Origin of the sequence: Shinella sp. SUS2 (assembly GCF_001262505.1) — a bacterium.
Lineage (GTDB): Bacteria > Pseudomonadota > Alphaproteobacteria > Rhizobiales > Rhizobiaceae > Shinella.
This window is the reverse complement of record NZ_KQ410723.1, coordinates 445,346-467,894: the sequence shown is the minus strand read 5'-3', so window position 1 is coordinate 467,894 and position 22,549 is coordinate 445,346. Positions and strand designations below refer to the sequence as shown.

The following is a 22,549-nucleotide window of genomic DNA, read 5'->3' as shown; positions in this document are numbered from 1 at the left end:
TCATGAGCCTGAAGCCCTCGCCCTGGTGGGCGCCCGATGTCCATGCCGATCGCCGGCCGTTCCTTCTGGCGCGAAACCGCATCCAGGCGGCGTTGCGCGGCTGGTTCACGGCGCGCGACTTCACCGAGGTGGATACGGCGACGCTGCAGGTCTCTCCGGGCAACGAGGCGCATCTGCACGCCTTCGAGACCGCCGCGATCGGCCATTCCGGTGCAAGGACGCCGCTTTACCTGCACACCTCGCCGGAATTCGCCTGCAAGAAGCTGCTGGCGGCGGGCGAACAGCGCATCGCCTGCTTCGCCCATGTCTACCGCAACCGGGAACGCGGGCCGCTGCATCACCCGGAATTCACCATGCTGGAATGGTATCGGGCGGGCGAGGCCTATGAGGTGCTGATGGAGGATTGCGCCGAAATCCTCGTGTTGGCCGCCGGAGTGACGGGCGCATCGATGCTCACCTATCGCGGTGCGACCTGCGATCCGGCCCTGCCGCCGGAGCGGCTGACAGTGGCGGATGCCTTCCGGCGCCATGCCGGCATCGACCTTCTCGCTTCGATCGACCCTGATGGCGCGACGGACCGCGCGCGCCTTGCCGCCGCCATGCGGGCGGCCGGGCTGCGCGTGGCGGAAGACGACACCTGGGCCGATCTCTTCAGCCGTATTCTGATTGAAAAGGTCGAGCCGCAGCTCGGTTTCGGCCGCGCCACCATTCTGTGCGAATATCCGACCGCGGAAGCGGCGCTTGCCCGCCCGGCGGCGCGGGACCGGCGGGTCGCCGAGCGGTTCGAGCTCTATGCCTGCGGCGTGGAATTGGCCAATGCCTTCGGCGAACTGACCGATGCGGACGAGCAGCGCCGACGCTTCGAGCTGGAAATGGCGGAAAAGGTCCGCGTCTACGGCGAGACCTATCCGCTCGACGAGGATTTCCTTGCCGCACTCGCCCATATGCCGGAGGCGAGCGGCATCGCGCTCGGCTTCGACCGGCTGGTCATGCTGGCGACGGGCGCCGCGCGCATCGACCAGGTGATCTGGGCGCCGGTCGCGGAGACGGCGCCATGACGGCGGCACGCAGCCTGACGACGGTGGCCGAACTCGTCGAGGCCGGTCTCGTTCCTGAGGCGGGACGGGCGGGCGCGACGGCCGTTGCCGCGCGTTATGCCGTCGCCGTCACGCCGCCGCTCGTCGCGCTGATCGATCCTGCGGACCGCGACGATCCGATCGCCCGCCAGTTCGTGCCCGACCCCGCCGAGCTCGAGACTTTGCCGGAGGAGCGCGCCGATCCGATCGGCGATCTCGCGCACAGCCCGGTCGAGGGCATCGTGCATCGTTATCCCGATCGTGTCCTGCTGAAGGCCGTGCATGTCTGCCCGGTCTATTGCCGCTTCTGTTTCCGCCGCGAGATGGTCGGGCCCGAAGGGCTCGGCACCCTGTCCGCCCAGGCACTCGATGCGGCGATCGCCTATATCGCGGCGCGGCCGGCGATCTGGGAGGTGATCCTGACGGGCGGCGATCCGCTCGTGCTCTCGCCGCGCCGGCTGCAGGCCATGATGGAACGGCTTGCCGCCATCCCCCATGTGAAGATCGTGCGGTTCCACAGCCGCGTGCCCGTCGTCGATCCTGCGCGGGTGGATGCCGCGCTGATCGCGGCGCTGAAGGCCTCCGGCAAGACGACCTATGTGGCGCTGCACGCCAACCATCCGCGCGAATTCACCGCCGAGGCCCGTGCCGCCATCGCCCGCATCGTCGATGCCGGTATGGTGATGATCAGCCAGACGGTGCTGCTGAAAGGCGTCAACGACGATGCGGCGGTGCTGGCCGATCTGATGCGCGCTTTCGTCGAGAACCGGATCAAGCCCTATTACCTGCATCATCCCGACCTTGCACCGGGCACGGCGCATTTCCGCCTGACGCTCGCCGAGGGCAGGGCGCTGGTCGAGAGCCTGCGCGGCCATGTCTCGGGTCTCTGCCAGCCGGACTATATCCTCGACATCCCCGGCGGGCACGGCAAGGTGCGTGCGGATTCGGCAGCGGTCGAAGAGGCGGACGATGGCTGTTTCCGTCTTCGTGATTTTCGCGGGCAAACGCATCCCTATCCGACGCGGCGGGACGAGGCATAGCGTCAGCGCGAGGTGACGGCACCCTTCAGGACAAAAGAGCGGCTGCCGGCGTCTCGCCGGCGGGCTTTCGCACGCGTTTTTTCGTCTTTGTGCGGGGGAGCCGCAGGATTTCGGGGAATCCCGCGCTTCGGAGACTTGACGACACTTTCGTCAAAATGCCCACTTTAAACGATTGATAGCGTTGCCGGACAATTGTATTTCTTTTGTCGACAAGAGGATTTTCGATGACCGATACCGATTCCAGTTCCTTGCCCGAACGCAAACGAGGCTCCGGTGTGAAGATGGTCTATGACCTCTTGCGCGATGAGATCCTCGACCTGAAGCTTGCCCCCGGCAGCCCGATCGACGAGGTGCAGCTTGCCGAGCGGTTCAAGATGTCGCGCACGCCCATCCGCGAGGCGCTGGTCCGGCTTGCCGGCGAGGGGCTGATCGAGACTCTACCGAACCGCTCGACCATGGTCTCGAACATCGACTTCCTCAACCTGCACACCTTCTTCGACGCGCTGGTGCTGATGTACCGGGTGACGACGCGGCTTGCGGCGCAGGCGCACCGCCCCGAGGACCTCGCCATCATCAGAGGGTTTCACGAGGACTATGCGGCGGCGCTCAAGGCGCGCGACGCCCTGACGATGATCGCCACCAACGCGGCCTTCCACGCCGCGATCGCCGAGGCCGGGCGCAACCCCTATTTCACCAGCCTGTTCCGCCGGCTGCTCGACGAGGGACGGCGCATCCTGCAGCTCTACTACCAGTCCTACGACGAGCAGTTTCCCCAGCGCTTCGTGGATGAGCATGCCGCGATCATTGCCGCCATCGAGGCCCGTGACATCGAGGAGGCGGACCGGCTCGGCAAGGCCCATGCCGAGGCGATCGTCGCCCAGGTGCAGAAGCTGTTCAGCCGCAACGACAGGCTCGACATTGCGCTCTGACAGGCGCTGTATTTTTCTTGTCGACAAATAAAATACAAGATGCTATACCCATCCTCAGAGAGAGGGGAGGCCCAGTGCATCGTGCCGGCCGACCATCCGATGAACCGCCAAAGGAGACCGACATGAAGGCCAAGATTTTTTCCGGTGTCATTCCCGCCCTGATGACCCCCTGCAAGGACGACCGCACGCCGGATTTCGACCAGCTGGTGCGCAAGGGCAAGGAACTCATCGAAAAGGGCATGTCGGCTGTCGTCTATTGCGGCTCGATGGGTGACTGGCCGCTGCTGACCGACGCGCAGCGCATGGAGGGCGTCGAGCGCCTCGTCAAGGCGGGCATCCCGGTCATCGTCGGCACCGGCGCCGTCAACACCGCCTCGGCCGTTGCCCATGCCGCCCATGCCCAGAAGGTCGGTGCACAGGGTCTTATGGTCATCCCGCGCGTCCTCTCCCGCGGCTCCGTCGTCGCTGCCCAGAAGAACCACTTCAAGGCGATCCTCTCCGCTGCGCCGGATCTGCCGGCCGTCATCTACAACAGCCCCTACTACGGCTTCGCCACCCGCGCCGACCTGTTCTTCGCGCTGCGCGAAGACCACAAGAACCTCGTCGGCTTCAAGGAATTCGGCGGTGCGGCCGACATGCGCTATGCGGCCGAGAACATCACCAGCCGCGACGATGACGTCTCGCTGATGATCGGCGTCGATACCTGTGTCTTCACCGGCTTCGTCGATTGCGGCGCCGTCGGCGCGATCACCGGCATCGGCTGCGTGCTGCCGAAGGAAGTCATCCACATGTGCAACCTCGCCCAGGCTGCCGCCAAGGGCGACCCGGATGCCCGCGCCCGCGCGCTGGAGCTGGAATCGGCGCTTGCCGTGCTCTCCTCCTTCGACGAAGGCCCGGACCTCGTTCTCTACTTCAAGCACATGATGGTGCTGAAGGGCGACAAGGAATACACGCTGCACTTCTACGAGACCGACGCGCTTTCCGACAGCCAGCGCGGCTATGTCGAAAGCCAGCTGAAGCTGTTCGATACCTGTTATGCCGAATGGAGCAAGCTGCCGGGCGCCGTGCAGACCTACAAGGCGTAAGCCTCCGATCACCCCTCTACGGGCATTTCACGCCGCCTGCAGCCCACGCTGCGGGCGGCGTTTCGTTTTGCATTGCCGTCGTGGTCCGCTTTTGCGACAGTCGCGAAAATCGATCGCGAGGAACCGGAAATGCCTTCCCTGGACGTGCTGCTTGCCTTTGCCGTGACCACGGCGATCTTCGCCTTCATTCCCGGCCCCGCCATGCTCTATGCCGCCGCCCGGACCATGGCGGGCGGTCGCGCGGCGGGCCTGATGGCGGTGCTCGGCATCCATCTGGGATCCTATGCCCATATCATCGCCGCCGCGGCCGGGCTTTCCGCCCTGTTCCATGCGGTGCCGGTCGCCTATACCGTCGTCAAGCTGCTGGGAGCCGCCTATCTCGTCTGGCTCGGCATTTCGCTTTTCCGATCGACGGATATGCGGGAAGAGGGTGATGTCACCGTGGTGCCGAAGGGCGGGCGGCGGGCGTTTATCCAGAGCATCACCGTCGAGGTGCTCAATCCCAAGACGGCGATCTTCTTCCTCGCCTTCCTGCCGCAGTTCGTCGACAGCGGCGCCAGCCTGCCGGTCTGGGTACAGCTTGCCATTCTCGGAACGATGGTGAACCTCATCTTCACCTTCGCCGATATCGTCACCGTGCTCCTGGCTGATGTCATCCTGGCGCGGCTGAAGCGGTCGAGCGGGGTGCAGGCGCTGGTGCGCCGGGCAGGCGGGACGATCCTCATCGGCCTCGGTGCCCATCTCGCCCTGCAGAAGGGCTGAAGCCGCGGCAATGTCTTGCCGCGGCGGCGGGGCTGAACCCCTTATGCGATGGCGTCGAGGCCCTTTTCCAGCAGGCGGTCGAGCTGTTCCAGTTCGGCAGCCGTGAGCGTGACGCCGTCCGTTTCGGACGTCCTGCGCGCCACGAAGCGGCGCTGCGAGGGCAGGCGGGCACCCTGGCCGACGATGGCCTCGAACAGCACTTCGGCGCGGGCGAAGGGATCGCCAGGGCGACCGGCGGAGAAGGCTTCCGGCGACATGGCGATGATCAGCTCGCCGTGGAAGGGAGCAAGCGTCGTGGTGCCGAGATAGTCGAGAACCTCAGGGCTCGTGAGGTCGCCAATCATGATGCCGGCGAGCAGTTCGATCATCGTGCCGATGGCCGACCCCTTGTGGCCGCCGAAGGGCAGCATGGCGCCGGCGAGCGCGGCTTCCGGATCGGTGGTCGGGTTGCCGTCTGCGTCGATCGCCCAACCTTCGGGCAGCTGTTTGCCGGCGCGGCGGTGCAGCTCGATCTCGCCGCGGGCGGCGACCGAGGTGGCGAAGTCGAAGACATAGGGCGCATCGCCCTTGCGCGGCCAGCCGAAGGCGAAGGGATTGGTGCCGAGCAGCGGCTTGTTGCCGCCGGTAGGCGCGACGGTGGCATAGCTCGGGCACATGACGAGGCCGGCAAGCCCTTCATTGGTGACAGCCTCGACCTCCGGCCAGAGGGCGGAGAAATGCGTGCAGTCGTTGATGACGAGCGCGGCAATCCCGAGCTTGCGGGCGCGCTCGGCAAGTACCGGCACGCCGAGTTCGAAGGCCGGGTTGGCGAAGCCGCCGCTGGCATTGACCTTGACGATCGCCGAGCCCTCGTTGGCGTCCAGCACCGGCACGGCGTCCGGCTTCACCTTGCCGGCCTTGACGGTGCGCAGTGCACCCTCGATCCGGTAGATGCCGTGCGACTTGCAGGCATCCCGCTCCCCGGCGACGATGACGCGGGCAAGCGCGCCGGCCTGCACGGCGTTGAGGCCGGCCTTGCGGAAGATCGCTTCTACCCGTTCGTGAAGGGCGGCAATCGTCAGGGTGGAGGTCTGCGTCATCTCTGGTCTCTTCCACTTTTGCCGACCGGGTCAGGTTGGCGATTGATCATTTGCATACATAGAGTATACAAGATTTCGACAAGTGCAATTCACCCCGCAAGAGTCTATGTCGGGGGCGAATCCCTCTTCCCGTGAGAAAGGTACGTCTAATGGCTTTCACCCCCAACGGTAAACATCTCGTCGCCGGGCAATGGCTTGACGGAAACGGCGCCTTCACCTCCTCGCCCGCCCATGGCCCGGCGCATGATTTCGCCGTCGGCACGGTGGAGCTGGTGAACAAGGCCGCGGAAGCCGCGGAAGAGGCCTTCCTCAGCTACGGCTATTCCTCCCGCGCCGAGCGGGCCGCGTTCCTGCGCGCCATCGCCGACGAGATCGAGACGCGTGCAGAGGCCATCACCGAGATCGGCACGCAGGAAACCGGCCTGCCGGTCGCCCGCCTTCAGGGCGAGCGCGGCCGCACCACCGGCCAGCTCCGCCTCTTCGCCGACCATATCGAGAAGGGCGACTATCTCGACCGCCGCTTCGATGCGGCTCTTCCCGATCGCCAGCCGGCGCCGCGCCCGGAGATCCGCCTGATCCAGCGGCCGATCGGCCCGGTTGCCGTCTTCGGTGCCTCCAACTTCCCGCTCGCCTTCTCCACGGCCGGCGGCGACACGGCCGCCGCGCTGGCTGCCGGCTGCCCCGTCGTCGTCAAGGGGCATTCCGCCCATCCGGGTACGGGCGAGATCATCGCCGAGGCGATCGAGGCCGCCGTCCGCAAGACCGGTGTGCATCCGGGCGTCTTCTCGCTCATCCAGGGCGGAAACCGCCAGGTCGGCGAGGCGTTGGTGCAGCATCCGCTGATCAAGGCTGTCGGCTTCACCGGCTCGCTCGCCGGCGGCCGCGCCCTCTTTAACCTGTGCGCCGCGCGCCCGGAGCCGATCCCGTTCTTCGGTGAACTCGGCTCGGTCAACCCGATGTTCCTGCTCCCGGAGGCTATGAAGGCCCGGGCGGAAGGCCTCGGCCAGGGCTGGGCGGGCTCGCTCACCATGGGCGCCGGCCAGTTTTGCACCAATCCGGGCATTGCCATCGTCCAGGACGGCGCAGATGCCGATCGCTTCACGGCAGCCGCCGTGGAGGCCCTCGGCAAGGTCGCTCCGCAGACCATGCTGACCGACGGCATCGCCAAGGCCTATCAGGACGGTCAGGCGCGCTTTGAAAGCCGCAACACCGTCAAGCCGCTGTTGACGACCGCATCCACCGGCCGCACGGTGCTGCCGAACCTCTTCGAGATCTCGGGCGAACAGTTCCTTGCCGACCATGCTCTGTCGGAAGAAGTCTTCGGTCCGCTCGGCCTCGTCGTGCGCGTCTCTTCGGTCGACGAGATGGAAAAGCTCGCCCGCAATTTCGAAGGCCAGCTGACGGCGACCATCCACATGGATGACGGCGATCTTGCTGACGCAAAGCGCCTGCGCCCGGCGCTCGAGCGCAAGGCTGGTCGCGTGCTCGTCAACGGCTTCCCGACGGGCGTCGAGGTGGTGGATTCCATGGTGCATGGCGGCCCGTATCCGGCCTCCACGAATTTCGGCGCCACCAGCGTCGGCACGATGGCAATCCGCCGATTCCTGCGCCCGGTCTCCTACCAGAACATGCCGGAAGGTCTTCTGCCGGAAGATTTTATCAACTGATTCAATAGCGTATGCGTCCTGTGGGCCGGGTTTTCCGTGAGGGAAGCCCGGCCCGCATATTTTCTCCTTCCGGGTATATACTTTTTGTATATTAGTTGTATTTTAGTGGCGGTTTACAGTTCTGGCGCAGGACGGACCTCCGCCGCGTGAATCGACAGACCAACCCAGGGAGAGAGTTATGAAGAAGACCTCGGTCCTCGCCTTCGGCCTCGTGGCCGCCACCGCTCTGACCAGCCCGGCCAAGGCCGACAAGCTGGACGACATCATCTCGTCCGGCACGCTGCGCTGCGCCGTCGTTCTCGACTTCCCGCCGATGGGCGCGCGCGACGAGAGCAACAACCCGATCGGTTTCGACGTCGACTATTGCAACGATCTGGCCAAGGCCCTCGGTGTCACCGCCGAGATCGTTGAAACGCCCTTCCCGGAGCGCATCCCGGCCCTGATGTCCGGCCGCGTCGACGTCGGCGTCGCCTCGACCTCCGACACGCTGGAGCGCGCCAAGACTGTCGGCATGTCGATCCCCTACTTCGCCTTCGAAATGGCCGTCACGGCCAATGACAAGTCGGGCGTCAAGTCCTTCGAGGACATGAAGGGCAAAACGGTCGGCGCTACCGCCGGCACGTTCGAGGCCATCGCGCTCGAAAAGTCGGTCAAGGAATGGGGCGCCGGTGAATTCCGCCCGTACCAGACCCAGGCCGACGTCTTCCTGGCACTGAGCCAGGGCCAGATCGACGCCACGGTCTCCACCTCGACGGTCGCCCAGTCCAACGTCAAGAGCGGCAAGTTCGCCGGCATCTCCGTCGTCGGCAAGGCGCCCTATGACATCGACTATGTCGCGCTCTTCACCAACCGCGAAGAATATGGCCTGATCAATTACCTGAACCTCTTCGTCAACCAGCAGGTTCGCACCGGCCGCTACAACGAACTCTACGAAAAGTGGGTCGGCGGCGACGTGCCGGACCTGTCCGTGAACGGCGTTTATCGCTAATCTGCCGCTTCCCTGGCGGCGCGGGACATGCGTCCCGCGCCGTTCATCGTTTCCGAAGGGTGAGACGGCAATGTTCAGTTACACTTTCCATTGGAACCAGGCGCTGAAGGCGTTGCCCCAGATGCTGGACGGCGCGCTGGTCACGCTTCAGATCGCGCTTCTCTCCATGGCCATCGGCCTCGTGGTCGCTTTGGCACTGACGCTCTTCCGGCTGTCCGGCAACCGCATTCTCAGCGGCTTCGCCACGGCCTGGGTCGAGATCGCGCGCAACACGCCGGCCCTCTTCCAGATCTACATGGCGCATTTCGGCCTCGGCAGCTTCGGCATCCACCTCAGCCCCTATACGGCGCTGCTCGTCGGTATCGCCTTCAACAATGCCGGTTATCTCGCGGAAAACTTCCGCGGCGCCCTGAAGGCGATCCCGGAGACGCAGACCCGCGCCGGCCGCTCGCTCGGCATGACGCCGCTGCAGGCCTTCCGCTATATCGTCATGCCGCAGATGCTGCGCATCGCTTTCCTGCCCGCCACAAACCAGATGGTCTGGGCGATCCTGATGACTTCGCTCGGCGTCACCGTCGGCATGAACACGGATCTGGCCGGCATCACCCAGGCGCTGAACGCGGTCTCCTTCCGCACATTCGAATTCTTCGCTCTTGCCGCGGTCATCTACTACCTGATCGCCAAGGCTGTGACGCTGGCAGCACGCCTCGCTGCCGCGCGCATGTTCCGCTACTGAGAGGGGGAAACACCATGTTCGACACCGCTCTCACCCTCGCCGATCTCGGCTTCCTCGCCAAGGGCGCGGCCATGACGCTTGCCGTCACCGCCGTCTCCGTCCTTGCCGGCACGGTTCTCGGCATCCTGTGCGGCGTCATCCGCAACCAGGCCGGCCCCTATTGGTCGATGCCGCTCACCTTCGTGCTCGATATCTTCCGTTCCGTTCCGCTGCTCATCCAGCTCGTGCTCGGCAATGCGCTGCAATCGATCATGAAGCTCGGCTGGGCGCCCTTCACCACCTCCTGCGTTGTGCTGTCGCTCTATACGGCGGCCTATTGCACCGAGATCGTGCGCGGCGGCATTTCCTCCGTACCGGCCACCACGCGCCGCGCGGCGCGGTCGCTCGGCATGACCTGGTGGCAGGACATGCGCTACATCGTCGCCCCGCTCGCCACCCGCGTCTCGCTGCCCGCCTGGATCGGCCTGACGCTCGGCGTCATGAAGGATTCGGCCCTCGTGCTCTGGCTCGGCCTCATCGAGCTTCTGCGCGCCTCGCAGATCCTCGTCACGCGCCTGCAGGAGCCGCTGTTCATCCTGCTCATCTGCGGCGCCATCTACTTCATCATCAGCTTCCCCATCGCCCGGCTCGGCGGTTATCTCGAAAGACGGTGGTCCAATGATTGAGATCGAAAACGTCCGCAAATCCTTCGGCTCGCTGGAAGTCCTGAAGGGGATCAACCTGACCGTCCAGAAGGGCGAGGTCCTGACCATCATCGGCGGCTCGGGCTCGGGAAAATCCACGCTGCTCACCTGCATCAACGGCCTTGAGACCATCGACGGCGGTCGCATCGTCGTCGACGGCACGGACGTGCATGCCAAGGGCACGGATCTCAACAAGCTGCGCCGCAAGCTGGGCATCGTCTTCCAGCAGTTCAACGCCTTCCCGCACCTCACCGTGCTCGAAAACGTCATGCTGGCGCCGGTCAAGGTGCTCGGCCAGTCCAAGGCCGAGGCCGAGGCCATGGCCGTCAAGCAGCTCACCCATGTCGGCCTCGGCGACAAGCTGAAGGTCTATCCGAGCCGCATGTCGGGCGGCCAGCAGCAGCGCATGGCGATCGCCCGCGCGCTTGCCATGTCGCCGGCCTACATGCTGTTCGACGAGGTGACCTCGGCACTCGACCCGCAGCTCGTCGGCGAAGTGCTCGACACGCTGCGCATGCTCGCCTCCGAGGGCATGACGATGATCTGCGTCACGCACGAAATGAAGTTCGCCCGCGAGGTCTCCGATCGCGTCGCCTTCTTCCACAAGGGTGTGATGGCCGAAATCGCGCCGCCGGAAGAGCTGTTCGGCGCCCCGAAGGATGCCGACCTCAAGACCTTCCTCGCCGCGACGCACTGAGGCCATGATGCAGATTGGAATCGAACCCGGCGTCGTCGTCATCGGCGCCGGCGTGGTCGGCCTTTCCGCGGCGATTGCCGCCCAGGCCCGTGGCCTTGCCGTTACCGTCATCGAGCGTGAAGCCCCCGCCGCCGGCTCCTCTGCGGGCAATGCCGGCGCCTTCGCCTTCACCGACATCCTGCCGCTGGCCTCGCCCGGCATCCTGAAGAAAGCGCCGAAATGGCTGCTCGACCCGCTCGGGCCGCTCAGCGTGCCGCCGTCCTACGCGCTGCAGATCGCACCCTGGATGTTCCGCTTCTGGCGCGCCTGCTCGGCAGGCCGCGTCGCCCATTCCACGACCGCGCAGACCGCGCTGATGGACCTTTCGAGGGCCGAGCTGGAACCCTTCCTCGCCGAGACCGGCACGCTTCCCATGCTGCGCAAGGAGGGCAACCTCCAAGTCTATGAAAGCCAGGCCGAACTCAATGCATCGCTGCCCGGCTGGAAGGCGCGCGAGGCGCACGGCATCGAGTTCCGCCACATGAACGCGGCCGAGATGGCCGCGATTCAGCCCGGCCTCGCACCGCGCTTCACGCACGGCACCTTCACGCCCGGCTGGTATTCCATCGCCGACCCGAAGCTCTATACGCTGGCGCTTGCCGATCATTTTTGTGCCAGGGGCGGCAGGATCGAGCGGGCCGAGGTGTCCGGCCTCAGGCCCGTCGAAGGCGGTGTCGAGATCACGACGACGGACGGCCGCACGCGCCGGGTGGAAAAGGTCGTGCTCGCGGCCGGCGCCTTCTCGCACCAGGTCGCCCGTACGCTTGGCGAAGCCATCCCGCTCGAAACCGAACGCGGCTACAACACGACCCTGCCAGCCGACGCCTTCGACCTCAAGACACAGGTCACCTTCGGCGGCCATGGCTTTGTCGTTACCCGGCTATCGACCGGCATCCGCGTCGGGGGTGCGGTGGAGCTCGGCGGGCTGAAATTGCCGCCGAATTTCCGCAGGTCCGAGGCGATGCTGGAGAAGGCGAAAGCTTTCCTGCCCGGCCTGAAGCCGGCGGGCGGCGTGCAGTGGATGGGTTTCCGCCCTTCGCTGCCCGACAGCCTGCCCGCCATTGGCCGCGCCCGCGCCACCCCCAATGTCGTCTATGCCTTCGGCCACGGCCATCTCGGTCTCACCCAGTCCGCCGGCACGGCGCGGCTCGTCGCCGATCTCGTGGCCGGCCATCCGCCGGCGATCGACATCGTGTCCTTTTCGCCGCAGCGCTTCTAGGCCACGCCCGCGCTCCTCGGGGTGCGGGCAGGCTGCATTCTCCGGTTTTCCGGTAGCGCTGCATCGTCGCTTTGATGGAATAGCCCCAGCAATAGAGGAACCGTCCCATGGCCGACCTTTCTGCCTACAGCATCCTTTCCGGCACCGCCTCCGGTCCGGTCATCGCAACCGGCGAGGCCTTGAGCTTCTGGGGCGGTGTCGATCCCGCCACCGGAAGCGTCATCGACGTGCACCACCCGCTGCATGGCGTGACGATCACCGGCGGCATCCTGATGATGCCGTCGAGCCGCGGCTCGTGCACCGGCTCCGGCGTGCTGCTCGATCTCGCCCTCACAGGCCGTGCCCCCGCAGCCCTCGTCTTCAGCGAGGCGGAGGACGTTCTGACCCTTGGCGCGCTGATCGCCGCGGAAATGTTCGGCAAATCCCTGCCGGTCCTGCGCCTCTCCCCAGCGGCCTTTGAGGCACTCTGTCGTGCCAAGAGCGCCCGGATCGGTGAAACCATGATCGAGGCCGACGGTCTCACCATCCCCGTCGCTCCGCCCGCCACCGCCGCGCTCGACCTGACGGAAGACGATCGCGCCATGCTTGAGGGCCGCGACGGCATCGCCGTGGCGCTCGCCATGCGCATCACCACCGCCATGGCGGCCCAGCAGGGTGCCCTGAAACTCGTCGATGTCGTGCAGGGCCATATCGACGGCTGCATCTATGCCAGCCCCGCCAATCTTACCTTTGCGGAAAAGATGGCCGAGATGGGGGCGACGGTCCGCGTGCCGACCACGATGAACGCCATCTCCGTCGACCGTGCCAACTGGCAGGCCCAGGGCGTACCGCCGTCCTTCGGCGACCCTGCCGCTCGCCTCGCCGATGCCTATGTCCGCATGGGCTGCCGCCCAACTTTCACCTGTTCGCCCTACCTGCTCGACAATGCGCCGAAGGCCGGCGAAGCCATCGCCTGGGCCGAATCCAATGCGGTGATCTTCGCCAACACCGTGCTCGGCGCCCGCACGGCAAAGCACCCCGATTTCCTCGACCTCTGCATCGCGCTCACCGGCCGCGCGCCACTGTCCGGCGTCTATCTCGACGAACACCGCAAACCCAGGCGGATTGTCGATGTCGATCTGCCCGATGGGATCGACGATGCCTTCTGGCCGCTCATCGGCTATCTCGCCGGCCGCGCCGCGCCCGACCGCATCCCGCTCCTGCGCGGCCTTGCCGCCGCAAAGCCGACGCGGGACGATCTCAAGGCCCTCTGCGCCGCCTTCGGCACCACCTCCGCCGCCCCCATGCTGCATATCGAGGGTGTCACGCCCGAAGCGCGCGGTGCGGCATCGCTTGCCGCCGACTTCGTGACGATCACCCGCGCCGACATGGCCGAGGTCTGGACGATGTTCAACGAGGGGCCGGCCGAGGTCGAGCTCGTCGCCATCGGCAGCCCGCATGCCTCGCTCTCGGAATGCCAGGCCCTTGCCGATGCCCTTGCCAGCCGCAGCTGCCACGCGGACGTCGCCGTGATCGTCACCGCCGGCCGCGATGTCATGGCGGAAGCCGGCCCGATTGTTGCCCGGCTAAGGGAAAGCGGCGTCCAGGTCCTGCCCGACCTCTGCTGGTGCTCGATCTCCGAGCCGGTCTTCCCGCCGAGGACCCGCACACTCCTCACCAACTCCGGCAAATACGCCCATTACGGCCCGGGCCTTTCCGGCCGCACCGTTCGCTTCGGCAATCTTTCCGACTGTATCGAGGCGGCTCTGACCGCCCGCGTGCCGCCTCGCCTGCCATCCTGGCTCTCCTGACCGGAAAACAATGCCCCGGCGGGCGTCAGCAAGGCGAGTATGTGTGGACTCGCATCTCGGGTGTTCTCGCATGAAGCAAGCGGCCCACCCGGTGTGTGTTTCTATTTCAGCAGCCTTGATTTCAGGCGGGCAAGAAAACCATTCAGGGAAGCCTTGTGCCTTTTGGCACGCTTGGCGATCAGCTGCAGATCGGTCTGCCTGCCGAAAACATCTCCAAAAAGCCGGTAGTCGTCCTTGTAGGTGCCTTCCAGTTTTTGAACGAGTTCGTCAGACAGTTGATCCCGGTTCGCCGGTGGCCCGCCAATCTGCTTGACCGGCAGCTTCCTGTCTTCACCGGTGAGGGTCGAGAAGAAAACTTCGATCTGGCGGGATTCGGAAATGTCGAAGATCAAGTCGTAGTAATTTCGGGACGGGCCCAGAAAATCAACAAGCGGTGCCGTATGAACGGCAATGGACTTGTTCACCGCCCGGTATTCTTCCAGGCACTCGACAAACTGCGGCAGTGTCGGCTTTTGGGGGAGGCCGACATGATGGATTTTTTCCGCTGTACTTCCGTCTTCCAGCTCCTTGTGATGCATGACCCTGTTCCGCCAGGCGGAAACCACTCTTTCGACCGGGTCCCGGACGATCGCGATTTTGAAGAACCCGCGATAATCCTCGGATTTGATGGACGAAAATTTCGGCGTTCTGTACTCCCTGTGGATGTGGCGGACAGCGCCGGTTGCCTGATCCGTAGTCGTTGTAAATCTCTTCCCAGTCTTGATGCCGTGAAGCAGATGCTTCATCGAGGTATTCGCAGCCTTCGGCACCGGAAAATATGCAACCTTTAGTTTTTCTATCGTAACGACCAACGAGCTTTTCCCGGTTTGTGGTATATCTGACCGCTCATTTTTGAAGATTGTGCGGAACGAGCTATGCAACCTTTCTATTGATTCAAAGAATTGTAGGGCGGCTCTTTCGATATATCCAGAAATCCCATGAAAATTTTTCGTGATGGATGGGGTGCGTGGAAAGTTCAATCTATAATCTTGGCGGCGCTTGCGAAGGCCGCGCCGGGAACGTGCAGGAGAGCGAATGGGAAACGGCACGGTTCATGCGATGCCGATCGCACTGGCAAGGATCGGCTCCTGAAGCGGGGCGCGTGCCAAGGAGCGGCCGGGCTTGCTGCCGTCAGATGGGCATGCCGAAATCCACCCAGAACGCCTGCGTGCAACATTGTGTAGCGCGGGTCGAGGTCGGCAGGTTCAAAACGCGTCGCGTGACGCCTTGCGCCCCGCCATCAATGGTCCTGGATGTCCGGAAATTCAGATGTCAAACGAAGCTAGGCGCCATCAGCGTTGAAGGCCGAGACGTCAGGGCGTCGCGGGTGCTCCACCCGGTAGCGAAAGGACTCGATCTCCGTATCTGAAAACCGCCTCTGGTCGCGAAGCAACAGCATGGCGCCCGCTATGATTTCACTGTCCGAGCCGGGGATGCCGTCCTGACGAACGAAGGCCATGCTGTTTAGAGGAATCATGGCGAGAAGCTCATGGCCATTCCTGCTGAAGACCCGAACAACAATATCGTGCATGCCGGACCCCACCATCACCGGTTGTTCTTCGGTAAACTGTTGTAGGTCGACAATGGTTCCACTCAGGATGGAAATTTTGAAATCAATACGCTCGACAAATACGCCGGCCAATCAAACCCTTGCTCGGTCGGGTGAAATGGCTGGTTTCTTGTCGAAGAACAGATGTTGACTTGTGTGATAAATTTTCTGAGGCAGCGAAAAGTTGAAGTTTTCCGGCTATCTCAGAGCCAGTACAGCGAAACAGGCTCGAGCGGATACTCAGCATTTTGCCCGAAGGTGAAAGCCGTTAAACTATTTCTGCCAAGGCTGGCCAGTTCGAAAACTGCAGCGTTGCTGTGGCGCCTCTTCGTGAGGGGGGGTGTCGAACCCCGGGTTCGGCAAAAGTCTTCAAGGGCGTGCCAGGCATTGCGCCCGAATACGCAGGCAGCGTTTGCAATGATCCGACGACGAAAGGCGCCGGGCACCAGATGAACGGAAATCTAGCATGAGGAGGCGATTTGAGAAAATGGCGGACAGAGAGGGATTCGAACCCTCGATAGAGTTTCCCCTATACACGCGTTCCAGGCGTGCGCCTTCAACCACTCGGCCACCTGTCCGTCCGCTCGCAGCCGATGGTCAATCCGGCGCGGACCGCTTTCCTGTTTCCATTTCGGCGGGACGGCGCGATATATACCGAGGTTTGCGGCGGGATCAACCGCTTTCTGACAGATTTTTGAAGGATGTTCGGCTTCGGGCGAAGGATTGCGAAATGCCGGCCGTCTTCCTATCTATAGGCACGAAGGAAGCGGAGCGGATTTAGGCTTGCGCAGGCGGTACATGGAGGGTGTGCGATGATACGGTTCATCCTGAAGGCCATCAGCCTTCTCGCGCTGGTCGTCGCCGTCATGGCGGGCACGATCGATGCGATCCAGTCGGTTTCGGCCTCCGAGCCGGTGTTGACGCCACTCGCCGTGGCCTGGAGCACGGCAAGCCCGGACACGATTGCACTTGTTGCCGACGGCATCATGCGCAACCTCCATCCTTATGTCTGGGATCCGGCGGCCATGTGGGTGCTCTCGCAGCCGGCCTTTGCCGTCCTGCTCGCCGTCTCGCTGTTCTTCTGGCTGATCGCCTACCGGCGTCCGCCCGTCGCGGGTCGCTTTACCGCCTGAAAGATGCCTTTTCACGCAATTCTCGCCAGGCAGGCCGCCGGGCACCGTTGCTGGAATCGCCCAACCGGCCAGGAGGCCAAAAATGTTCCTGATCGACATGTTCAACAAGAAGACCGTCATGCCCGCCCCCGGCGCGGCTCTGCCCGGGCGCGCCGAGCCCATTCCCACATCCGAGACCCACTTCGTGAGCGGGCGTCCGCTGAAGGGGCCTTATCCCGATGGTTTCAAGACCGTGCTGCTTGGCATGGGGTGCTTCTGGGGTGCCGAGCGGCTGCTCTGGAAGATCCCGGGCGTTCATGTGACGGCGGCAGGCTATTCCGGCGGTCTCACGCCCAACCCGACCTACCACGAGACGACGACGGGCCTGACCGGCCATACCGAGGTCGTGCGGGTGGTCTATGATCCGGCGGTGGTGGGCCTCGAGACGCTGCTGAAGGCGTTCTTCGAGGCTCATGACCCGACGCAGGGCATGCGGCAGGGCAACGATATCGGCACGACCTATCGCTCGGCGATCTATCTCGACGACCCGGCGGACCTTGCGATCGCGCGCCGCGCACGCGACGTCTACCAGGCGGCGCTGATCGCGGCCGGGCGCACGGACAAGATCACCACGGAGATCGCCGAGGCAGGGCCGTTCTACTTTGCCGAGGATGTGCACCAGCAATATCTTGCCAAGAACCCGGGCGGCTATTGCGGCCTGCGGGGCACGGGCGTCTCCTGCGCCATCGGCTGATTTCGTAAAATTTTCAGAAACATGCGAGCCGCTGCGAAAAGACTTTCGTGGCGGCTTCTATTTTTTACCAGTTGAAAAATTTCTGGTGAATTTTTCCTTGAGCCATGCAAGGATGCCGCCAGCCTGACCCAAGGGAACGGGTCGGTGGCTCCGTTGCGCGCCTTTCGGGCGCCCACGCGGAAGGTCCCTATAAGATCAATAGCGAACAGGGCTGCACAATGAAAAAAACCCTTCTCACTCTTCTTGCCACGGCCGCCATGTCGGCAAGCGCGCTTGCCGCGGACATCAAGCCGGCGATCATCTACGACCTCGGCGGCAAGTTCGACAAGTCGTTCAACGAGGCAGCCTATAACGGCGCGGAAAAGTTCAAGGCCGAGACCGGCATCGAATATCGCGACTTCGAAATCGCCAATGACGCGCAGCGTGAGCAGGCGCTCCGCCGCTTCGCCAGCGACGGCAACAACCCGATCGTCATGGCGGGCTTCTCCTGGGCGGCCCAGCTCGAGAAGGTCGCTGCCGAATATCCGGACACCAAGTTCGCCATCATCGACATGGTCGTGGACAAGCCGAACGTCCGCTCGGTCGTCTTCAAGGAAGAGGAAGGCGGCTGGCTCGCCGGCATCCTCGCCGGCATGGCGTCCAAGACGAAGACCGTCTCGTTCGTCGGCGGCATGGATATCCCGCTCATCCACAAGTTTGCCTGCGGTTACATCGGCGGCGCCAAGTCGCTCGGCCCGGACATGAAGGTGCTTGAAGCCTATACGGGCACGACGCCGGATGCCTGGAACGACCCGGTCAAGGGCGGTGAAATCGCCAAGTCCCAGTTCGACCAGGGCTCCGACGTGGTCTACCATGCGGCCGGCGGCACGGGCGTGGGCGTTCTCCAGGCGGCAGTCGATGCCGGCAAGCTCGGCATCGGCGTCGATTCTAACCAGAACGGCCTGCATCCGGGCAAGGTTCTGACCTCGATGGTCAAGCGTGTGGACGTGGCCGTCTATGACGCCTTCATCACCGCCAAGAACGACACGTTCAAGCCTGGCGTCAACGTGCTCGGCCTCAAGGAAAATGGCGTCGACGTCGCCATGGACGAGAACAATGCGCCGCTCATCACCCCGGAAATGAAGGCCGCCGTCGACAAGGCGCGCGCCGATATCATCGCCGGTACGGTGAAGCCGCACGACTACATGTCGGACGAGACCTGCCCCTACTAAGCGGCAGTGACGGCCCGTTTGCCGGAAGGCGGACGGGCCGATTCCGTCTCCCCGTCCTGGATCTCAATAATGCGGCGGGCGGGTGATGGCCGGGGCATCGAGAGAGCCCTCTTCCAGCACGAGGAACCGCTCCGTCAGCCGGTCGAGCTTCGACCGCAGCTGTTCGATCACGCGCCATTGTTCGGCGAGCTGGTCGGAAAGCTCCTCGATCGTTTTCGCCTGGTGGGCGATATGCTCTTCCAGGCGGGCGATGCGGTCATCTTCGGGAAGGTCGGGCGTGATCTCAGGCGGTGTCATGGGGCGGTCCTCGTCGCTCGCTGCCGGCGGCACGAGCTATAGCGAGGGCCGCATCAACCCGCAATCAGGCTGGACAAGCACGGCGGAAGCAACAAGACTAAGACCGATCGGCCGAAAGGCCCGTTGGCCTCAAATCCCCGTAAGAGTGGATCGTCATGAGCGAATTGGCAATCGAACTGCAGGGCATCGACAAGAGCTTCGGCCTCGTCCACGCCAACCGGAACATCAACCTGAAGGTCCGCAAGGGTACCATTCACGGCATTATCGGTGAAAACGGTGCCGGAAAATCCACCCTCATGTCGATCCTCTACGGCTTCTACCAGGCCGACCATGGCGACATCCTGGTCGGTGGCCGCAAGGTCAGTATCCGTGACCCGAATGCGGCGATCGCCGCCGGCATCGGCATGGTGCACCAGCATTTCATGCTGGTCGAGAATTTCACCGTGCTGGAAAACATCATGCTCGGCGCGGAAGAGAGCCAGATCCTCAATGCCGGCATCACCAAGGCCCGTGCCGAGCTGAAGCGGCTGGAAAAGGAATATGCGCTGGAGGTCGATCCGGATGCCGTCATCGAGGAGTTGCCCGTCGGTATCCAGCAGCGCGTGGAAATCCTCAAAGCGCTCTACCGCAGGGCCGACATCCTCATCCTCGACGAGCCGACGGGCGTTCTGACGCCGGCGGAAGCCGATCACCTCTTCCGCATCCTCGAGCAGCTGAAGGCCGAGGGCAAGACGGTGCTGCTCATCACGCACAAGCTGCGCGAGATCATGGCGATCACCGACGAGGTCTCCGTCATGCGCCGCGGCGAGATGGTGGCGACACGCATGACGAAGGATACCTCGGTGGAGGAGCTGGCCGAGCTGATGGTCGGCCGCCGCGTGCTGCTGCGCGTCGAAAAGGGCGAGGCGAAGCCTGCCGACGTCAAGCTTTCGGTGAAGAACCTCACCGTGCGCGACAGCCGGGGCGTGACGATGGTCGATGACGTCTCCTTCGACATCCGCGCCGGCGAGATCGTCGGTATCGCCGGTGTTGCCGGCAACGGCCAGTCGGAACTGCTGGAGGCGATCTCCGGCATCCGCCGCGCCAAATCTGGCACCGTGCTGCTCAAGGGCAGCCCCATCGACGTCACCGGCCATGCCGACCCGGCAGACCTGCGCAAGCGCGGTCTCGCCCATGTGCCTGAAGACCGGCACCATGTCGGCCTGGTCCTGAAGTTCGAGGAAAGTGAAAACGCCATCCTCGGCTATCACGACGATCCGAAATACCGGAAGGGCATGCTGCTCGACATCGACGCCATCCGCGCCGATGCGGAGGAGAAGATTGCCGCCTACGACATCCGCCCGCCGAACCCGCGGCTGAAGACTGCCAATTTCTCCGGTGGTAACCAGCAGAAGATCGTGCTGGCGCGCGAGATGGAGCGCGGACCGGACGTGCTGGTCATCGGCCAGCCGACGCGCGGCGTCGATGTTGGGGCCATCGAGTTCATTCACAAGCGTATCATCGAGATGCGTGACCAAGGCAAGGCAGTGCTGCTCGTCTCGGTCGAGCTCGACGAGATCCGTGCCTTGTCCGACCGTATCCTGGTCATGTTCGCCGGTCGTGTCGTCGGCGAGCGTACGCCGGATGCCACCGAAGGAGAGCTTGGCCTGCTGATGGCCGGGGTGGAAGGCCGGAAGGAGGCCGCGGAATGAGTGTTCCTCATGCGAAACTGCCGGCCTGGGCCGAATATGGCCTGATCCCGCTCGTCAACCTCGCCGTCGCCTTCCTGATTTCCGGCCTCGTCGTTCTCATCGTCGGCGAAAGCCCGCTGGAAGCCGCCTACCACATGATCAATGGCGCCTTTGGCCGCGGCGAATACATCGGCTTCACACTCTATTATACCACGACCTTCATCTTCACCGGCCTTGCCGTGGCCGTCGCCTTCCATTGCGGCCTGTTCAACATCGGCGGCGAAGGGCAGGCCTATATCGGCGGCATCGGTGTGGCGCTCGCCTGCCTGTCCTTCGACCAGACGCTGCCCTGGTATCTCGTCTTCCCGATCGCCATCCTCGGCGCCGCCTTCTTCGGCGCGCTCTGGGCGCTGATCCCCGGCTGGCTGCTGGCCAAGCGCGGCAGCCATATCGTCATCACGACGATCATGTTCAATTTCATCGCCGCCAGCCTGATGAACTACCTGCTCAACAAGGTGTTCAAGCCGCTCGGCTCGATGTCGCTGGAAACCCGCACCTTCGATGCCGGCGGCCAGCTGCCCAAGCTCGACTGGCTGATGTCGATCTTCGGCCTTTCCGTCGGCACGGCGCCGTTCAACATTTCCTTCCTGCTGGCGCTTCTTGCGGCCTTCGGCGTCTGGGTGCTGATCTGGCGCACGAAGCTCGGCTACGAGATGCGCACGATGGGCCACAGCCCCGCCGCCGCGCGCTATGCCGGCATCAAGGAGGCGAAGATCATCGTCATCACCATGATGATCTCGGGCGGGCTTGCCGGCATGATGGCACTGAACCCGATCATGGGCGAGCAGTTCCGCATGCAGCTCGACTTCGTGCAGGGCGCGGGCTTCGTCGGCATCGCGGTGGCGCTGATGGGCCGGTCCCATCCGGCAGGCATCATTCCCGCCGCGCTGCTCTTCGGCATGCTCTACCAGGGCGGGGCGGAAATCTCCTTCGAGATGCCCTCCATCTCGCGCGACATGATCGTCATCATCCAGGGTCTCGTCATCCTCTTCGCCGGCGCGCTCGAGCACATGTTCCGTCCCGCCATCGCGCGCATCGTCCTCGGGCTCTCGCCGAAGACCCGCGACGTCGCCGCCACCAAGGGAGCCTGAGCCATGGATTTCTTTCAGGTCTTCATCGAGCTGGCCCAGTCGACCGTCCGCGTCTCCACGCCACTGATCCTTGCCGCGCTTGCCGGTCTTTTCACCGAACGGGCGGGCATCTTCGACATCGGCCTCGAAGGCAAGATGCTGGGCGCCGCCTTCGCGGCGGGCTCCGTTGCCTACATCACGCAGTCCGTGACGATGGGGCTTCTTGCCGCCGTGCTCGTCTCCGTGCTGCTCTCGCTGGTCCATGGCTATGCCTCGATCACCCAGCGTGGCAGCCAGATCGTCTCGGGCGTCGCGATCAATTTCGTCGTCGCCGGCTCCACAGTCATCCTCGGCGAAGCCTGGTTCCGCCAGGGCGGGCGTACGCCGGCTTTGACGGAGGACGGGCGCTTCGGGCGGATCACGCTGCCCTTCGCGGATGCGGTGCGCGACGTGCCGGTCCTCGGGCAGATCTATTCGGGCCTGCTTTCCGGCCATTCGCCGCTGACCTATTTCGCCTTCCTGATGGTGCCGGCCAGCTGGTGGATCCTTTACCGCACGCGCTTCGGCCTTCGCCTTCGCGCTGTCGGCGAAAACCCGGGTGCGGTCGATACGGCCGGCATCTCGGTGATCTGGCTGCGCTACCGTGCCGTCATCTGCTGCGGCATCCTGTGCGGCATCGCCGGGGCCTATCTCTCGCTTTCCGCCAATGCCGGCTTCACCAAGGGCATGACGGCGGGCAAGGGCTATATCGCGCTTGCCGCCCTCATCTTCGCCAAGTGGCGGCCGAAGAGCATCCTCTTCGCCTGCTTGCTCTTCGGTTTTCTGGATGCCTTCGCCATCCGCTACCAGGGCTATGCCTTCCCGCTGATCGGCAAGGTGCCGGTACAGTTCATGCAGGCGCTGCCCTATATCCTGACCGTGATCCTGCTCGCAGGCTTCATCGGCAAGGCCATTCCGCCGAAGGCCGGCGGGGTGCCCTACGTCAAGGAGCGATAAA

At 64.1% G+C, this 22,549-nt stretch carries 22 protein-coding genes and 1 tRNA gene; 18 read left to right on the top strand and 5 right to left on the bottom strand.

Going from position 1 to position 22,549, the window contains the following annotated elements; translation table 11 throughout:
• Window positions 1-2: 2 nt before the first annotated feature.
• The 5 genes from epmA (at window position 3) to AKG11_RS02250 (ending at window position 4,892) form a co-directional block, all read left to right on the top strand.
• Window positions 3-1,058, top strand: coding sequence for an EF-P lysine aminoacylase EpmA (epmA, locus tag AKG11_RS02270; RefSeq protein ID WP_050742784.1), 1,056 nt, complete (start codon window positions 3-5; stop codon window positions 1,056-1,058).
• Window positions 1,055-2,116, top strand: a complete 1,062-nt coding sequence (locus AKG11_RS02265) for a lysine-2,3-aminomutase-like protein (protein ID WP_050742783.1) — start codon at window positions 1,055-1,057, stop codon at window positions 2,114-2,116. Before epmA ends, AKG11_RS02265 begins: the two co-directional genes overlap by 4 nt.
• Before the next feature lie 224 nt (window positions 2,117-2,340).
• The gene (locus AKG11_RS02260) at window positions 2,341-3,045 is read left to right on the top strand and encodes a GntR family transcriptional regulator (protein ID WP_023514929.1); all 705 of its coding nucleotides are present in this window, start codon (window positions 2,341-2,343) and stop codon (window positions 3,043-3,045) included.
• Between the two features lie 122 nt (window positions 3,046-3,167).
• A complete protein-coding gene (locus AKG11_RS02255; protein WP_050742782.1) occupies window positions 3,168-4,130 on the top strand; it encodes a dihydrodipicolinate synthase family protein in 963 nt (320 codons plus the stop codon).
• A 129-nt stretch (window positions 4,131-4,259) separates the two neighbouring features.
• Window positions 4,260-4,892, top strand: coding sequence for a LysE family translocator (locus AKG11_RS02250; RefSeq protein WP_050742781.1), 633 nt, complete (start codon window positions 4,260-4,262; stop codon window positions 4,890-4,892).
• A gap of 41 nt (window positions 4,893-4,933) precedes the next feature.
• Here the strand turns inward: AKG11_RS02250 and AKG11_RS02245 are convergent, their stop codons facing one another.
• The gene (locus tag AKG11_RS02245; protein WP_023514926.1) at window positions 4,934-5,971 is read right to left on the bottom strand and encodes an Ldh family oxidoreductase; all 1,038 of its coding nucleotides are present in this window, start codon (window positions 5,969-5,971) and stop codon (window positions 4,934-4,936) included.
• A 149-nt stretch (window positions 5,972-6,120) separates the two neighbouring features.
• Between AKG11_RS02245 and AKG11_RS02240 the strand changes: the two genes are divergently transcribed.
• The 7 genes from AKG11_RS02240 to AKG11_RS02210 all read left to right on the top strand — a co-directional run bounded on the left by AKG11_RS02240 (window position 6,121) and on the right by AKG11_RS02210 (window position 13,790).
• Window positions 6,121-7,638, top strand: coding sequence for an aldehyde dehydrogenase (NADP(+)) (locus tag AKG11_RS02240; protein ID WP_050742780.1), 1,518 nt, complete (start codon window positions 6,121-6,123; stop codon window positions 7,636-7,638).
• Between the two features lie 178 nt (window positions 7,639-7,816).
• Window positions 7,817-8,626 (top strand): ABC transporter substrate-binding protein, encoded by an 810-nt coding sequence (locus AKG11_RS02235; protein ID WP_023514924.1) that lies wholly within the window; start codon window positions 7,817-7,819, stop codon window positions 8,624-8,626.
• 70 nt (window positions 8,627-8,696) lie between these two features.
• Window positions 8,697-9,362 carry an amino acid ABC transporter permease gene (locus AKG11_RS02230; protein WP_023514923.1) on the top strand — a complete coding sequence of 222 codons (666 nt, stop codon included), beginning with the start codon at window positions 8,697-8,699 and terminating at the stop codon, window positions 9,360-9,362.
• Window positions 9,363-9,376: 14 nt separating this feature from the next.
• Window positions 9,377-10,027, top strand: coding sequence for an amino acid ABC transporter permease (locus AKG11_RS02225; protein WP_023514922.1), 651 nt, complete (start codon window positions 9,377-9,379; stop codon window positions 10,025-10,027).
• On the top strand, window positions 10,020-10,742 hold the full coding sequence (locus AKG11_RS02220; RefSeq protein WP_023514921.1) for an amino acid ABC transporter ATP-binding protein: 723 nt from the start codon (window positions 10,020-10,022) through the stop codon (window positions 10,740-10,742). The genes AKG11_RS02225 and AKG11_RS02220 overlap by 8 nt, the downstream gene beginning before the upstream one ends.
• 7 nt (window positions 10,743-10,749) lie before the next feature.
• Window positions 10,750-12,000, top strand: a complete 1,251-nt coding sequence (locus AKG11_RS02215) for an NAD(P)/FAD-dependent oxidoreductase (RefSeq protein WP_050742779.1) — start codon at window positions 10,750-10,752, stop codon at window positions 11,998-12,000.
• Between the two features lie 107 nt (window positions 12,001-12,107).
• Window positions 12,108-13,790, top strand: coding sequence for a cis-3-hydroxy-L-proline dehydratase (locus AKG11_RS02210; protein ID WP_050742778.1), 1,683 nt, complete (start codon window positions 12,108-12,110; stop codon window positions 13,788-13,790).
• 101 nt (window positions 13,791-13,891) lie between these two features.
• On the opposite strand, the gene AKG11_RS02205 is transcribed toward AKG11_RS02210, so the two are convergent.
• The 3 genes from AKG11_RS02205 to AKG11_RS02195 all read right to left on the bottom strand — a co-directional run bounded on the left by AKG11_RS02205 (window position 13,892) and on the right by AKG11_RS02195 (window position 15,956).
• The gene (locus tag AKG11_RS02205) at window positions 13,892-14,878 is read right to left on the bottom strand and encodes a sulfotransferase family 2 domain-containing protein (RefSeq protein WP_082342308.1); all 987 of its coding nucleotides are present in this window, start codon (window positions 14,876-14,878) and stop codon (window positions 13,892-13,894) included.
• A 233-nt stretch (window positions 14,879-15,111) separates the two neighbouring features.
• A complete protein-coding gene (locus tag AKG11_RS02200; protein WP_050742776.1) occupies window positions 15,112-15,471 on the bottom strand; it encodes a hypothetical protein in 360 nt (119 codons plus the stop codon).
• 395 nt (window positions 15,472-15,866) lie between these two features.
• A tRNA-Ser gene (locus AKG11_RS02195) sits at window positions 15,867-15,956 on the bottom strand.
• A gap of 234 nt (window positions 15,957-16,190) precedes the next feature.
• Between AKG11_RS02195 and AKG11_RS02190 the strand changes: the two genes are divergently transcribed.
• The 3 genes from AKG11_RS02190 (at window position 16,191) to AKG11_RS02180 (ending at window position 18,455) form a co-directional block, all read left to right on the top strand.
• Window positions 16,191-16,511, top strand: a complete 321-nt coding sequence (locus AKG11_RS02190) for a hypothetical protein (RefSeq protein WP_023516384.1) — start codon at window positions 16,191-16,193, stop codon at window positions 16,509-16,511.
• Window positions 16,512-16,593: 82 nt separating this feature from the next.
• Window positions 16,594-17,244 carry a peptide-methionine (S)-S-oxide reductase MsrA gene (gene msrA / locus AKG11_RS02185; RefSeq protein ID WP_050742775.1) on the top strand — a complete coding sequence of 217 codons (651 nt, stop codon included), beginning with the start codon at window positions 16,594-16,596 and terminating at the stop codon, window positions 17,242-17,244.
• Between the two features lie 218 nt (window positions 17,245-17,462).
• Entirely contained in the window at window positions 17,463-18,455 is a 993-nt protein-coding gene (locus AKG11_RS02180; protein WP_023516382.1) for a BMP family lipoprotein, read from the top strand.
• Between the two features lie 63 nt (window positions 18,456-18,518).
• Here AKG11_RS02180 and AKG11_RS02175 read toward each other — a convergent pair whose 3' ends face one another.
• Entirely contained in the window at window positions 18,519-18,752 is a 234-nt protein-coding gene (locus AKG11_RS02175) for a SlyX family protein (protein ID WP_023516381.1), read from the bottom strand.
• Window positions 18,753-18,907: 155 nt separating this feature from the next.
• Between AKG11_RS02175 and AKG11_RS02170 the strand changes: the two genes are divergently transcribed.
• From AKG11_RS02170 to AKG11_RS02160, 3 genes are read left to right on the top strand one after another with little or no spacing between them, the layout of a single operon-like run.
• Window positions 18,908-20,443, top strand: coding sequence for an ABC transporter ATP-binding protein (locus tag AKG11_RS02170; protein ID WP_024270976.1), 1,536 nt, complete (start codon window positions 18,908-18,910; stop codon window positions 20,441-20,443).
• Entirely contained in the window at window positions 20,440-21,573 is a 1,134-nt protein-coding gene (locus AKG11_RS02165; RefSeq protein ID WP_050742774.1) for an ABC transporter permease, read from the top strand. The genes AKG11_RS02170 and AKG11_RS02165 overlap by 4 nt, the downstream gene beginning before the upstream one ends.
• A 3-nt stretch (window positions 21,574-21,576) precedes the next feature.
• On the top strand, window positions 21,577-22,548 hold the full coding sequence (locus tag AKG11_RS02160) for an ABC transporter permease (RefSeq protein ID WP_023515046.1): 972 nt from the start codon (window positions 21,577-21,579) through the stop codon (window positions 22,546-22,548).
• The last annotated feature ends 1 nt before the right edge of the window (window position 22,549 follow it).

What these genes read in the sequence shown, in the direction of transcription:
- epmA (WP_050742784.1), top strand. Translation starts at nt 3, where the DNA reads ATGAGCCTGAAGCCCTCGCCCTGGTGGGCGCCCGATGTCCATGCCGAT.
- AKG11_RS02265 (WP_050742783.1), top strand. Translation starts at nt 1,055, where the DNA reads ATGACGGCGGCACGCAGCCTGACGACGGTGGCCGAACTCGTCGAGGCC.
- AKG11_RS02260 (WP_023514929.1), top strand. Translation starts at nt 2,341, where the DNA reads ATGACCGATACCGATTCCAGTTCCTTGCCCGAACGCAAACGAGGCTCC.
- AKG11_RS02255 (WP_050742782.1), top strand. Translation starts at nt 3,168, where the DNA reads ATGAAGGCCAAGATTTTTTCCGGTGTCATTCCCGCCCTGATGACCCCC.
- AKG11_RS02250 (WP_050742781.1), top strand. Translation starts at nt 4,260, where the DNA reads ATGCCTTCCCTGGACGTGCTGCTTGCCTTTGCCGTGACCACGGCGATC.
- AKG11_RS02245 (WP_023514926.1), bottom strand. Translation starts at nt 5,971, where the DNA reads ATGACGCAGACCTCCACCCTGACGATTGCCGCCCTTCACGAACGGGTA.
- AKG11_RS02240 (WP_050742780.1), top strand. Translation starts at nt 6,121, where the DNA reads ATGGCTTTCACCCCCAACGGTAAACATCTCGTCGCCGGGCAATGGCTT.
- AKG11_RS02235 (WP_023514924.1), top strand. Translation starts at nt 7,817, where the DNA reads ATGAAGAAGACCTCGGTCCTCGCCTTCGGCCTCGTGGCCGCCACCGCT.
- AKG11_RS02230 (WP_023514923.1), top strand. Translation starts at nt 8,697, where the DNA reads ATGTTCAGTTACACTTTCCATTGGAACCAGGCGCTGAAGGCGTTGCCC.
- AKG11_RS02225 (WP_023514922.1), top strand. Translation starts at nt 9,377, where the DNA reads ATGTTCGACACCGCTCTCACCCTCGCCGATCTCGGCTTCCTCGCCAAG.
- AKG11_RS02220 (WP_023514921.1), top strand. Translation starts at nt 10,020, where the DNA reads ATGATTGAGATCGAAAACGTCCGCAAATCCTTCGGCTCGCTGGAAGTC.
- AKG11_RS02215 (WP_050742779.1), top strand. Translation starts at nt 10,750, where the DNA reads ATGCAGATTGGAATCGAACCCGGCGTCGTCGTCATCGGCGCCGGCGTG.
- AKG11_RS02210 (WP_050742778.1), top strand. Translation starts at nt 12,108, where the DNA reads ATGGCCGACCTTTCTGCCTACAGCATCCTTTCCGGCACCGCCTCCGGT.
- AKG11_RS02190 (WP_023516384.1), top strand. Translation starts at nt 16,191, where the DNA reads ATGATACGGTTCATCCTGAAGGCCATCAGCCTTCTCGCGCTGGTCGTC.
- msrA (WP_050742775.1), top strand. Translation starts at nt 16,594, where the DNA reads ATGTTCCTGATCGACATGTTCAACAAGAAGACCGTCATGCCCGCCCCC.
- AKG11_RS02180 (WP_023516382.1), top strand. Translation starts at nt 17,463, where the DNA reads ATGAAAAAAACCCTTCTCACTCTTCTTGCCACGGCCGCCATGTCGGCA.
- AKG11_RS02175 (WP_023516381.1), bottom strand. Translation starts at nt 18,752, where the DNA reads ATGACACCGCCTGAGATCACGCCCGACCTTCCCGAAGATGACCGCATC.
- AKG11_RS02170 (WP_024270976.1), top strand. Translation starts at nt 18,908, where the DNA reads ATGAGCGAATTGGCAATCGAACTGCAGGGCATCGACAAGAGCTTCGGC.
- AKG11_RS02165 (WP_050742774.1), top strand. Translation starts at nt 20,440, where the DNA reads ATGAGTGTTCCTCATGCGAAACTGCCGGCCTGGGCCGAATATGGCCTG.
- AKG11_RS02160 (WP_023515046.1), top strand. Translation starts at nt 21,577, where the DNA reads ATGGATTTCTTTCAGGTCTTCATCGAGCTGGCCCAGTCGACCGTCCGC.